9 protein-coding genes are annotated in these 12,063 nt (G+C 69.0%); 5 read left to right on the top strand and 4 right to left on the bottom strand.

Translation table 11 applies throughout. The features are described from left to right. Positions 1–57: 57 nt before the first annotated feature. Complete coding sequence (nmoR, locus tag ACYAF3_RS15210) at positions 58–912, bottom strand: LysR family transcriptional regulator NmoR (RefSeq protein ID WP_003104733.1); 855 nt, start codon at positions 910–912, stop codon at positions 58–60. Positions 913–1,019: 107 nt separating this feature from the next. Between nmoR and nmoA the strand changes: the two genes are divergently transcribed. Beyond that, positions 1,020–2,075: a nitronate monooxygenase gene (nmoA, locus tag ACYAF3_RS15215; protein WP_003111998.1), complete on the top strand. Its 1,056-nt coding sequence runs from the start codon at positions 1,020–1,022 to the stop codon at positions 2,073–2,075. A gap of 95 nt (positions 2,076–2,170) precedes the next feature. Continuing rightward, positions 2,171–3,211, top strand: coding sequence for a D-alanine--D-alanine ligase (locus ACYAF3_RS15220; RefSeq protein WP_003118978.1), 1,041 nt, complete (start codon positions 2,171–2,173; stop codon positions 3,209–3,211). Between the two features lie 39 nt (positions 3,212–3,250). On the opposite strand, the gene ACYAF3_RS15225 is transcribed toward ACYAF3_RS15220, so the two are convergent. From ACYAF3_RS15225 to ACYAF3_RS15235, 3 genes are all read right to left on the bottom strand, one after another. Continuing rightward, positions 3,251–4,117: an MBL fold metallo-hydrolase gene (locus ACYAF3_RS15225; protein ID WP_003093600.1), complete on the bottom strand. Its 867-nt coding sequence runs from the start codon at positions 4,115–4,117 to the stop codon at positions 3,251–3,253. Positions 4,118–4,314: 197 nt separating this feature from the next. Continuing rightward, on the bottom strand, positions 4,315–6,096 hold the full coding sequence (locus ACYAF3_RS15230) for an acyl-CoA dehydrogenase C-terminal domain-containing protein (protein ID WP_003159276.1): 1,782 nt from the start codon (positions 6,094–6,096) through the stop codon (positions 4,315–4,317). Positions 6,097–6,213: 117 nt separating this feature from the next. Next, a complete protein-coding gene (locus ACYAF3_RS15235) occupies positions 6,214–7,836 on the bottom strand; it encodes an acyl-CoA synthetase (RefSeq protein WP_003093598.1) in 1,623 nt (540 codons plus the stop codon). A 245-nt stretch (positions 7,837–8,081) separates the two neighbouring features. Between ACYAF3_RS15235 and bfiS the strand changes: the two genes are divergently transcribed. The 3 genes from bfiS to ACYAF3_RS15250 all read left to right on the top strand — a co-directional run bounded on the left by bfiS (position 8,082) and on the right by ACYAF3_RS15250 (position 11,991). Further along, positions 8,082–10,358 carry a two-component system sensor histidine kinase BfiS gene (gene bfiS, locus ACYAF3_RS15240; RefSeq protein WP_003123960.1) on the top strand — a complete coding sequence of 759 codons (2,277 nt, stop codon included), beginning with the start codon at positions 8,082–8,084 and terminating at the stop codon, positions 10,356–10,358. Positions 10,359–10,360: 2 nt separating this feature from the next. Next, positions 10,361–11,005, top strand: coding sequence for a two-component system response regulator BfiR (bfiR, locus tag ACYAF3_RS15245; protein ID WP_003101391.1), 645 nt, complete (start codon positions 10,361–10,363; stop codon positions 11,003–11,005). 155 nt (positions 11,006–11,160) lie between these two features. After that, complete coding sequence (locus ACYAF3_RS15250; protein WP_033886973.1) at positions 11,161–11,991, top strand: ABC transporter substrate-binding protein; 831 nt, start codon at positions 11,161–11,163, stop codon at positions 11,989–11,991. Positions 11,992–12,063 lie beyond the last annotated feature (72 nt).

Consider the following 12,063-nt stretch of genomic DNA (forward strand, 5'->3'; position numbering starts at 1 on the left):
TTGTTCTGATGGCTCGGGGTTGGACCGGAGCCAGGCCGTTGGGTTCGCCCTGGCCGCTCAGTCGCCGGCCTGGCCCAGCACGCCGCGCCAGCGTTCGAAGGCGGCGGTCGCGTAGCCTTCGCGCCAGACCAGCCAGGTGTCTACTTCGGCAAGGGGCAGGCTGCGCAGCGGCGGCGTGCCGAGCAGTTGCAGCACCGAGCGCGGCAGCACGCCGACACAGGCGCCGGCGGCGACGCAGGCGAGGATCGCATGGTAGGAGCCGACTTCCTGCACCGTCAGCGGCGTGCCCAGGCTGTCCTCGGCCAGTTGCCGGTAGGTGCAGCCACGGGCGAAGCCGGCCAGGGTGCGCAGGCGCACCTCGGCGACGTCGTGGACCGGCGGGTGTTCGGCCGGCAGGATCATCAGCAGTTCCTCGCGGAACAGCGGCTCGCCGCGCAGGCCGCTGCCATCGAGTTCGCCGGCCCAGCCCGGGCCGGCGGCCACCAGCGCGCAGTCCAGGCGCCGCGCCCGCACCCCATCGAACAACGCGCGACTGGTGCCGGTGGAGACTTCCAGGGCGACCCGCGGACAGGCCTTGTGATAGCTCGCCAGCAGCGCCGGCAGGCGGCTGGCCGCGGTGCTTTCCATGCTGCCCAGGCGCAGGCGCCCGCCGGGCTCGGCGGGATGCATCGACTGACGCGCCTCGTCGGCGAGAGCCAGCAACTGCTCGGCGTAGGCGAGGAATTCGCTGCCGCGTTCGGTCAGGCTCATGCGCTTGCCGTCGCGCAGGAACAGTTCGACGCCCAGGTCCTCCTCGAGCTGGCGGATCCGCGTGGTGACGTTCGACTGCGCTCGCTGCAACTGCTGAGCGGCGCGGGTGACGCTGGCCTCGTGGGCGACCGCGCGGAAGATTTCGAGGGAGGAAAGGTCCATCGATCTATCTCTTTATGAGAATGAATTGTTAAAAATATTCTTTTATGAAGATATATTGGTCAAGCGTCGGCCGACGCGGTGTCGTCCGACCGGGAGAGGGAATCGCCATGACTGACCGCTTCACGCGCCTGCTCGGCATCCAGCAGCCGATCATCCAGGCACCCATGCTCGGCGTCTCCACGCCGGCGCTGGCCGCCGCCGTATCCAACGCCGGCGGGCTCGGTTCGATCGCCATCACCGGTAGCGCCGCCGAGAAGGGCCGGGCGCTGATCCGCGAGGTGCGCGGGCTGACCGACAAGCCGTTCAACGTCAACCTGTTCTGCCACCGCCCGGGGCAGGCCGACCCGGCCCGCGAGCGCGCCTGGCTGGACTACCTGAAGCCGCTGTTCGCCGAGTTCGGCGCCGAGCCGCCGGCGCGCCTGAACAACATCTACCTGAGCTTCCTCGAAGACCCGACTCTGCTGCCGATGCTGCTGGAAGAGCGGCCGGCGGCGGTCAGCTTCCATTTCGGCGCGCCGCCCCGCGACCAGGTTCGCGCGTTGCAGGCGGCGGGCATCCGCGTACTGGTCAGTGCCACCACGCCGGAGGAAGCGGCTCTGGTGGAGGCCGCCGGCGCCGATGCGGTGGTCGCCCAGGGCATCGAGGCCGGTGGCCATCGCGGGGTGTTCGAGCCGGAGCGCGGCGACGCCGCCATCGGCACCCTGGCGCTGGTCCGCCTGCTGGCGGCGCGCGGTTCGCTACCGGTGGTGGCTGCCGGCGGGATCATGGACGGACGGGGCATCCGCGCCGCCCTGGAGCTGGGCGCGAGCGCCGTGCAGATGGGCACCGCCTTCGTCCTCTGTCCGGAGTCCTCGGCCAACGCCGCCTACCGCGAGGCGCTGAAGGGGCCGCGCGCGGCGCGCACCGCGCTGACCGTGACCATGTCCGGGCGCAGCGCCCGCGGCCTGCCCAACCGGATGTTCTTCGATGCCGCCGCGCCTGGAGTGCCGCCCTTGCCGGACTATCCGTTCGTCTACGACGCGACCAAAGCGTTGCAGACCGCCGCTCTGGCTCGCGGCAACCATGATTTCGCCGCCCAGTGGGCCGGCCAGGGCGCGGCGCTGGCGCGGGAGCTGCCGGCCGCCGAACTGCTGCGCACGCTGGTCGAGGAACTGCGCGGCTGAGGGAGGCCGTTCGCTGCGCGCGACGATGACTGTCTCTGTTCAGTTACCCCTGTGTTGTGCTTTTCTGCCTCCAGCACTGGAACGACAGGTGGAACATGGGACAGGACAAGTTGAAGGTCGCCGTTCTCTTCGGCGGCAGCAGTGAGGAACGGGACGTCTCCATCGCCAGCGGCGCGCAGGTGATCCAGGCGTTGCGCAGCGCCGGCCACCAGGTGCTGGCGGTGGATACCGCCAGCGGCCTGCTCGGCGCGGAGGAAGAGCGCCACCTGCTGGCGAGCAAGGTCAAGGAGGTCCCGCCGGACTCCGACTCGCTGGCGATCATCCGCAGCGGCAAGCAGAGCCTGCTGAGCGCCGGCGAACTGGCTGGGGTCGACGTGTTCTTCCTCGCCCTGCACGGCGGCACCGGCGAGGACGGCACCCTGCAGGCGCTGCTGGATGCCGGTGGTTTCGCCTATACCGGCAGCGGCCACCTGGCCAGCGCCATGGCGATGGACAAGGACGTGGCCAAGCGCCTGTTCCTCGCCGCCGGGGTGGAGACCGCCAGTTGGCTGATGGCGCCGGCCTCGGAAGAGGCGGTGCGCGAGCAACTGGGCTTCCCCCTGGTGGTCAAGCCGAACAGCCAGGGCTCCACCGTGGGGCTGTCCATCGTGCATTCCCAGGCCGAATTGCAGCCGGCCATCGAGCTGGCCGGGCGCTATGGCGACGAGGTGATGCTGGAGCGCTTCGTCGCCGGCCGCGAGGTCACCGTCGGGGTGCTCGACGACCAGGCGCTGCCGGTGGGCGAGATTCTCCTCGGCGGCCAGGAGGTCTTCGACTACGAGCACAAGTACCAGGCCGGCGCGGTGCGCGAGGTGTTTCCCGCCGACCTGCCGCCGGCGATCGCCGCCGAGGCCCAGCGTCTGGCGCTGAAGGTACACCGGGCGCTGAAGCTGAGCGGCTACAGCCGCACCGACTTCCGCCTCGACGAACAGGGCCGGCTCTGGTGCCTGGAGGTCAATACCCTGCCGGGCATGACCGCCACCAGCCTGCTGCCGCAGGCCGCGGCGGCGGCCGGGATCGGTTTCGCCGAACTCTGCGAGCGGATCTGCCGGCTCGGCATCGAGCGCTGCAAGGGCGCGCGCAAGGCGCGTTCCTGATTCCCGCGGCCCGCCGCCGGGGCGGGCCGCGCCTTTCGCTCAGGCCTCGAGGTTCTCGACCCGCTCGAGGGTGTCGTAGAGGCTGTAGCGCTCCTGTTCGTCGCGTCGCACCCGGCCCATGGCGACGCACGGATCATGGGTGAAGACCAGTCGGCCGTTGCGGGCGATGAGGCTGTCCAGCAGGCGTTCCTTTTCCTCGATCAGGCCTTCCGGGAAGCGGTCGTAGCCCATGGTCAGCGGTAGGTGTACCCAGGGTGCGCCGGGGATCAGGTCGCCGCTGAATACCACCGGGCCGTCGGGCATGGCGATCTCCGGGAGCATCTGGCCCGGGGTATGGCCTTCGCTGAAATGGAAACGCCAGCCCTCGCCTAGATGCGCCGAGCGCTCGCCGTCGTCGAGCAGCTCCAGGCGTCCGCTGGCCTGCAGCAGGTCGAGCAGTTCCGGCACGAACGAGGCTCGGTCGCGCGGGTGCGGCTGGCGCGCGCGCTGCCAGTGGCGGCGGCCGCTGACGAAATGCGCGTTGGGGAACAGCAGGCGCGCCGGCTGGCCTTCTTCCCAGGCGGCGAGCAGGCCGCCGGCGTGGTCGAAGTGCAGGTGGGTGAGCAGCACCACGTCGATGTCGGCGTCGTCCAGGCCGACCGCGGCGAGGCTGTCGAGCAGTACGTGGCGCTCTTCCTGGACGCCGTAGCGCTGGCGCAGGGCGGGCGGGAAGAACGCGCCGATGCCGGTCTCCACCAGTACGTTGCGCTCGCCGTCGCGCACCAGCAGGGCACGGCAGCCGAGGTCGATGCGGTTCTCCGCATCGGGCTGCATCCAGCGTGACCAGAGCGCGCGCGGGGCATTGCCGAACATGGCGCCGCCGTCGAGTTTCTGGCTGTTGCCGAGGAGGGTGGTGAGGGTTCGCATGGATATGTCCTTGTTCCTGGTCTAGCGAATAACCGGCGGTTGCGTCGTTTTTCAAGAATGCCTGGCCGGCTTCCCGGGCGTCGTAGGGCGAATAACCGCTTCGCGGTTATCCGCCGTTATCGCGGGCTGTCGGCGGACAGCGCGTTGCATGCTGTCCCGGAAAAAACACGCGGCCCACGGGCCGCGCGACGGAAGCTTCAGAACTGTTCCGCCTCCAGGCCGTACAGGCTTTCGCTGCCGGCTTCGACGGCGGCGGCGAGGGAGTGCACGCGGGGCAGGATGCGGGCGAAGTAGAAGCGCGCGGTGGCCAGCTTGCCGTCGTGGAACGCCGGGTCGACCTCGCGCTGGCGCAGCGCGGCGGCGGCCATGCGCGCCCAGAGGTAGGCGTAGGCGGTATAGCCGAACAGATGCAGGTATTCCACCGAGGCTGCGCCGATCTCGCGCGGGTCGTTGCCGGCGCGGGCGACGATGCCCTGGGTGAGGTTGTCCAGCAGGTCCAGGGCGGTCAGCAGCGGGGTGACGAACTCCGCCAGTTCGGCGTTGGCGCCGGCGGCGAAGGCTCGCACCTCGCGGCTGAAGATGGAGAGGAACAGCCCGCCGTTGGCGACCACCTTGCGGCCCATCAGGTCGAGCGCCTGGATGCCGTTGGTGCCTTCGTAGATCTGCGCGATGCGTACGTCGCGCACCAGTTGCTCCTGGCCCCATTCGCGGATGTAGCCGTGGCCGCCGAACACCTGCTGGCCGAGCACGCAGCTCTCCAGGCCGGTATCGGTGAAGAAGGCCTTGGCCACCGGGGTCAACAGGGCCACCAGGGCTTCGGCCTGGCTGCGTTCTTCCTGGTCCTCGGCGTACTTGGCCAGGTCGAGCTGCTGCCCGACATAGGTGGAAAAGGCGCGGCCGCCCTCGGTCAGCGCCTTCATGGTGAGCAGCATGCGGCGCACGTCGGGGTGCACGATGATCGGGTCGGCGGCCTTGTCCCTGGCCACCGGGCCGGTCGGCGCGCGGCTTTGCAGGCGCTCGCGGGCGTAGGCGACGGCGCTCTGGTAGGACATCTCGGCGCAGCCGATGCCCTGGATGCCGATGGACAGGCGCTCGTAGTTCATCATGGTGAACATCGCCGCCAGGCCCTTGTTGACTTCGCCGACCAGCCAGCCGCTGGCGCCGTCGAAGTTCATCACGCAGGTGGCCGAGGCCTTGATCCCCATCTTGTGCTCGATGGAGCCGCAGTGCACCGCGTTGCGTGCGCCGAGCGCGCCGTCGTCGCCGACCAGGAACTTCGGCACCAGGAACAGCGAGATGCCGCGCGAACCGGCCGGCGCGTCGGGCAGCTTGGCCAGCACCAGGTGGATGATGTTCTCGGTGAGGTCCTGCTCGCCGCCGGTGATGAAGATCTTCGTCCCGCTGATCCTGTATGAACCGTCGGCCTGCGGCTCGGCCTTGGTGCGGATGATGCCCAGGTCGGTGCCGGCGTGCGGTTCGGTCAGGCACATGGAGCCGGCCCAGGTGCCGGCGTACATGTTCGGCAGGTACCTGTTCTTCAGCTCCTCGCTGCCGTGTGCATCGAGGGCCAGGCAGGCGCCGGCGGAAAGGGTCGAGTAGAGGCTGAAGCTGGCGTTGGCCGCGTACATCATCTCCTCGAACTGCACTGCCAGCATCTTCGGCATGCCCATGCCGCCATGGGCCGGATTGCCGGTGAGGCCGACCCAACCGCCCTCGGCGTAGGTCGCGTAGGCCTCGCGGAAGCCGGCCGGGGTGCGCACGGCGCCGTCCTGCCACTGCGCGCCTTCTTCGTCGCCACTGCGGTTGAGCGGCGCGAGCAGGCCGCCGGTGACCTTGGCCGCTTCCTCGAGGATGGCGTCGGCGGTGTCGGCGTCGATCCGCTCGGCCAGTCGCGGCAGGCGCTGCCACAGGGCGGGGGCGTCGAACACGTCGTTGAGCAGGAAGCGCATGTCGCGCAGCGGGGCGTTGTATTCAGGCATTGCACACCTCGTCGGTGAACGGCCGGCGGGACGGCCGCAGGTACAGGGTTGCCCGTGCGCATCCTGCCTACGGCCGCCGTGGCACGGCCGCTGCACGGGCAATTCGGCTGGCGGCGCTCAGAGGGCGGCGGCCCACTCGCGCAGCACGTATTTCTGGATCTTGCCGGTGGAGGTCTTCGGCAGTTCCGAGAACACCACGGTACGCGGAATCTTGAACGCGGCCAGGTGTTCGCGACAGAACGCGACGATCTCGCTCTCGGCGAGCCCCTGATGATCGCTCTTCAGGGTAATGAACGCACAGGGCGTTTCCCCCCACTTTTCGTCGGGCCGCGCCACCACCGCCGCCTCCAGCACCGCCGGGTGGCGGTAGAGCACGCCCTCCAGTTCGATGGTGGAGATGTTTTCGCCGCCGGAGATGATGATGTCCTTGAGCCGGTCGCGGATCTCGATGTAGCCGTCCGGATGGCAGACCGCCAGGTCGCCGGTATGGAACCAGCCGCCGGCGAAGGCTTCCTCGGTGGCGCTGGGATTCTTCAGGTAGCCCTTCATCACGGTATTGCCGCGCATGAATATCTCGCCGATGGACTGGCCGTCGCGCGGCACCGGCTCAAGGGTCTTCGGGTCGGCCACCATCACCCCTTCGAGGGTCGGGTAGCGCACGCCCTGGCGCGACTTGATCGCGGCGCGTCGCTCCAGCGGCAGGTCGTCCCACTCGCCGTGCCAGGCGCAGACCGTGACCGGGCCGTAGACCTCGGTGAGGCCGTAGACATGGGTGACGCGGATGCCCATCTCTTCCACCGCGCCGATCACCTTGGCCGGTGGCGCGGCGCCGGCGACCATGGCATGCACCGGGTGGTCGATGGCGGCCTTGGCCGAGTCGGGCATGTTGATCAGGGCGTTGAGCACGATGGGCGCGCCGCACAGGTGGCTGACCTGGTGCTCGCGGATCAGGGTGAGGACCTTTTGCGGATCGACCCGCCGCAGGCAGACGTGGACGCCGGCCAGCGCGGTCACCGTCCACGGATAGCACCAGCCGTTGCAGTGGAACATCGGCAGGGTCCAGAGGTACACCGGGTGCTGGCCCATGGACCAGGTCATCTGGTTGCCCAGCGCGTTCAGGTAGGCGCCGCGGTGATGGTAGACCACGCCCTTGGGGTTGCCGGTGGTGCCCGAGGTGTAGTTCAGCGAGATCGCCTGCCACTCGTCCCGGGGCCATTCCCAGGCGAACTGCGGGTCGCCCTCGGCGAGCAGCGCCTCGTAGTCCAGTTCGCCAACCGGGCGGCCTTCGCCATACTCGGGGTCGTTGACGTCGACCACCAGCGGCGGGTGGTCGAGCATACCGATGGCGGCATGGATCACCTCGTGGAATTCGTAGTCGGTGATCAGCACCTTGGCTTCGCCGTGTTGCAGCATGAAGGCGATGGCTTCGGCGTCGAGGCGTACGTTGAGGGTGTTCAGCACCGCGCCGATCATCGGCACGCCATAGTGCGCCTCGAGCATCTCGGGGATGTTCGGCAGCATCACCGCCACCGTGTCGCCCTGGCCGATGCCGCGCCCGGCCAGGGCCGAGGCCAGGCGTCGGCAGCGTTGGTAGGTCTGCGCCCAGTCGCGGCGGATGTTGCCGTGGATCACCGCGGGGTAGTGCGGATAGACGCTGGCGGTGCGCTCGATGAAGCTCAGCGGCGTCAGGGCGATGTGGTTGACGGCGGCGGGCGCGAGACCCTGTTCGAAGATCGACATGAAGAGTACCCCGTGGCTGATTGTTAGCTCTGTTCTGGGTAAGGGTCACGATCTGCCGCGCGCGGAGAGACTGCGTCGAAAACGGCTGGTTTCTCTGGCTCGGCAGATCGTGAACAGCTTCCAAGGACCAGGCGAAGCGCTCCTTGGGTTGGGGCGATTTATAGCAACGATGAAAAATATATGGAAGTTAAACCATAAGCTTATAGTATAAATACCATATAAATTCTCAGGATCATCTTCCGCCCATGAGTCCGCTTCCCGCTTCGCCTGCCCTCAACAGCCTCCTGCGCCTGCTGCGCGAGGGCGCGCCGCTGGTCGAGCGGGTCGGTGCGCTGCGCCGCTTGCTGCTCGAACATCCGGGCACGCGCCAGGCCTGGTACCTGGCCTGGCAGCCGCAGGCGCAGACCTATACCCCGGTGCCGCCGTCGCCGGCGCTGCCGCCGGGCGCCGGCGAGCCGAACCGGGCCAGCGACCTGGCGTTGCGCGAGCGGCTGGTGCGCGACGGCCGGCTGGCTCTGGACGAATTGCGGCGTTCCGCGTCCTGGCTCGGCGCGCGCTTGCGGCGTGCCGGCGTGGAGCATGGCATGGCCTTCGCCCTCGACCTGCAGGCCGGCGACGAAGGCCTGCTGCTGGTGGCCAGCGATACGCCGCAGAGCGCTGCGCTGGACTGGCTCGGCCTGCTCCTCGCACCGTTGCTCGCCGCCGCCCGTGGCGTCACCCGCGCTGCGCCGTTCCTCGCGGCCGACCCGCAGCCGGCGCTGCTGCTCGACGGCGAGGCGCAGGCGGTGGAATTCAACCAGGCCTTCCTTGCCTTGCTTGGCGAGCGGCCGCGCGAGGCCTGGCGCGCTTACCTCCCGGCCAACCATGGGCAACTGGTGCGCGCCAGCCTGGGGCAGGCGCGGGCCCTCGGCGAGGTGGAGGCGGAGTGCGACGGGCGCATCCTGCTCTGGCAGTTCATTCCCGACAGCGCCGAGGCCCGGGTGCTGGCGCGCTGCCGCGACGCCACCGCCAGCCTGCGCGGCGAGCGCGAGGCGGCGCGGGCCAGCCGGCTGTACCGGCTGATCACCGAGAACACCACCGACCTGATTTCCCGGCATACCCTCGACGGCATTTTCCTCGACGCCTCGCCGGCTTCCTGGACCCTGCTCGGCTACTGGCCGGAGGAACTGCGCGGGCGTCCGGCGCAGGCGTTGTTCCACCCCCAGGACCGCGGCCAGGTGGCGCTGCGCGCGCGCGAAGCGCTGGAGCAGGACGGCTACCTGACCATCACCTACCGTATCCGCCACCGCGACGGCCGCTACCGCTGGTTCGAGACCGCCAGCCGGGCGATCCGCGAGACCTACACCGGGGCGGTGGTGGAGGTGGTCAGCGTGTCCCGCGATGTCACACGGCGGGTCGAGGCGGAGGAGAACCGCCGGCGCCTGGCCGAAGTGGTCGAGGCGAACACCGACCTGGTGCTGTTCGTCGAGCATGGCGGCCGCGTCACCTACCTCAATCCTTCGGCACGTGCCGCCCTCGGCATCGCCGACGGGCAGGAGGCGCCGGCGCTGGAACGCCTGCTGGCCGGCGACACTCCGGCGCGGCTGGCCGAAGAGGGTTGGCGACAGGCGCGCGATGGCGGCGTTTGGAGCCGCGAGGGGCGCCTGCAACCGCAGGACGGGCGTCCGTCGCTGCCAGTCTCGCTGGTGTTGCTGGCCCATCGCGGCCGCGGCGAGGAGCGCTATTACTCGCTGGTGGCCCGCGACATGACCGAACGCGAACTGCGCGAGGCCCAGCAGCGCCGTCACCAGGACGAACTGGCGCACACTGCGCGGCTGGTCACTCTCGGCGAACTGGCCTCGGGCATCGCCCACGAGATCAACCAGCCGCTGGCGGCGGTGATGAACTACGCCAGCGCCAGCCAGCGTTACCTGGCCGTCCTCGGCAGCCAGCCCGAGGCCGCCGGGCGGGTGGCCGAGGGGCTGGCGCGGATCGGCGAGCACGCCGGCCACGCGGCGGAGGTGATCAAGCGCCTGCGCGCCTTCCTGCGCAAGGGCCAGCGGCGCCTGCAGGCGCTCGACCTCAACCAGGTGGCACGCGAGGCCATCGGCCTCTGCGCGTGGGAAGCCGGGCACTGGCAAGTGGCGGTGGAAGAGGCGATGACCGACAATCCGCCGCCGCTGTATGCCGACCGCGTGCTGCTCGAACAGGTGTTCCTCAATCTGCTGCGCAACGCCATCGAAGCCAACCGCGAGGCGCATCCCGGCTCGCCGTCGCGGGTCGTCATCGGTAGCCGCGTCGAGCCCGGCGGGCTGCTCTGCCTGTGGGTTCGCGACCAGGGACCGGGAGTGCCGGCGGATCAGCTGGAACACATTTTCACGCCGTTCCACACCAGCAAGCCGGAAGGGCTGGGCCTGGGCCTGTCGATGAGCCGCAGCATCGTCGAGGGCTTCGGCGGCACCCTCGAAGCCGAGCTGCCGGCGGATGGCGGGTTGCTCATGAACTGCCGGCTGCCGCTCGCCGCCGGCGCCACGGGAGGGTAACGATGGCTATGCCTGACGAAGCGCTGGTCTACGTGGTCGACGACGACCAGGGCATGCTCGAATCGACGGTCTGGCTGCTGGAATCGGTCGGCCTCAAGGCACGGCCCTTCACCCAGGGTCGGGACTTCCTCGATGCCTGCGAGGGCGGCCGCCATGCCTGCGTCCTGCTCGACGTGCGGATGCCCGGCATGGGCGGGCTGAACGTGCAGGACGAACTGCTGGCGCGCGGCATCGACCTGCCGGTGATCTTCGTCAGCGGCCATGCCGACGTGCCCATCGTGGTGCGCGCCTTCAAGGCCGGTGCGGTGGATTTCATCGAGAAACCCTACAACGAACAATTGCTGCTCGACAGCGTGCAGCAGGCCCTCGATCGCCACGCCCGTCGGCGCCGGCACCGCGATCTCGACGCCGGGTTGCGCGAACGCCTGGACAGCCTCACCCCGCGCGAGCGCGACGTGCTCTTGCCGCTGGTGCGCGGCTATACCAGCCGCGAGGTGGCCGAGCAACTGGAAGTCAGCGTGAAGACCGTCGACCTCTACCGCGCGCGGGTGATGAAGCGCATGCAGGCCCAGACCCTGCCGGAGCTGGTGGGCATGGCCATCGCCGCCGGGCTGGTGGACCCGCTGCGCTTGCGCGAGGGCACCTGAGCGCGCGCGGGCCCTGGCGCAGGGCGGGAAGTGGCATAGTTTGATATCTCATATGGTTATATGAAAACCATATTTCACCGGATGTTTGGTTATTAATAGACTGCGGCCCACCCGGCGCCCGACGTCGAACCCCATTCCTCCGCGAGATACCCATCATGAAGATTCGCCTGCTTGGCGCAGCCGTGGCGGCTGTGTTCACCCTGATCGGCAGCGCTGCCCATGCCGACGACCTGGCCGACATCCGCAAAAAGGGCGAGATCGTCATCGGCACCCTTGGCACCGACGAGCCGAACAGCTTCATCGACCCGAAGACCCGTCAGATCATCGGCTACGAGGTCGATCTTGGTACCGAGATCGCCAAGGCCATCGGGGTCAAGCCGGTGTTCAAGCAGATTTCCGTGGCGGCGCGTATCCCGGAGTTGCAGCAGGGCCACGTGGACCTGCTCGCCGCCTCGCTGACCCACAACAAGGAACGCGAGGCGCTGGTGGATTTCTCCTATTCGATCATCGTCACCGGGCAGAAGGCCCTGGTGAAGAAGCACGCCGGCTTCGCCTCGCTGCATGACCTCGACGGCAAGAAGGTGCTGACGGTCAAGGGCGGCACCCAGGAGCCGAACATCCGCAAGGCGCTGCCCAACGCCCAGGTGGTCACCTTCGAGACCAGCCAGCAGGCGCTGCTGGCGTTGCAGCAGGGCAAGGGTCAGGCCTTCGTCGACGACGAGTCGGCACTGATCAACGATTTCGGCAAGCTCGGCGCGGCGGCCGGCGGCTACGCCATCCTGCCGGAGAACCTGAGTACCGAGGCCCTGGCCATCGCCTTCCGCAAGGGCAATCCGCAACTCAAGCAACTGGTCGACTCGACCCTCGCCGGCCTGGAGCGCAGCGGCGCGGCGGAGCAGCTGTACCTCAAGTGGTACGGGCCGGGCACCAAGTCCAACCTCAGCGAGCGCCACTTCAAGATCGATTCCGACCGGATCCCCGAGTGAGCGCCTGACGTCTCTGCGTGACGGCGACCATGCGCGTCGCCGCCCGTCCCCTGTGAGTCCTCGCGGACAGCG

The organism is Pseudomonas sp. TZ252 (assembly GCF_056110345.1).

Excerpts from the sequence above, each read along its gene's own strand:
- nmoR (WP_003104733.1), bottom strand. The coding sequence starts at position 912 with ATGGACCTTTCCTCCCTCGAAATCTTCCGCGCGGTCGCCCACGAGGCC.
- nmoA (WP_003111998.1), top strand. The coding sequence starts at position 1,020 with ATGACTGACCGCTTCACGCGCCTGCTCGGCATCCAGCAGCCGATCATC.
- ACYAF3_RS15220 (WP_003118978.1), top strand. The coding sequence starts at position 2,171 with ATGGGACAGGACAAGTTGAAGGTCGCCGTTCTCTTCGGCGGCAGCAGT.
- ACYAF3_RS15225 (WP_003093600.1), bottom strand. The coding sequence starts at position 4,117 with ATGCGAACCCTCACCACCCTCCTCGGCAACAGCCAGAAACTCGACGGC.
- ACYAF3_RS15230 (WP_003159276.1), bottom strand. The coding sequence starts at position 6,096 with ATGCCTGAATACAACGCCCCGCTGCGCGACATGCGCTTCCTGCTCAAC.
- ACYAF3_RS15235 (WP_003093598.1), bottom strand. The coding sequence starts at position 7,836 with ATGTCGATCTTCGAACAGGGTCTCGCGCCCGCCGCCGTCAACCACATC.
- bfiS (WP_003123960.1), top strand. The coding sequence starts at position 8,082 with ATGAGTCCGCTTCCCGCTTCGCCTGCCCTCAACAGCCTCCTGCGCCTG.
- bfiR (WP_003101391.1), top strand. The coding sequence starts at position 10,361 with ATGGCTATGCCTGACGAAGCGCTGGTCTACGTGGTCGACGACGACCAG.
- ACYAF3_RS15250 (WP_033886973.1), top strand. The coding sequence starts at position 11,161 with ATGAAGATTCGCCTGCTTGGCGCAGCCGTGGCGGCTGTGTTCACCCTG.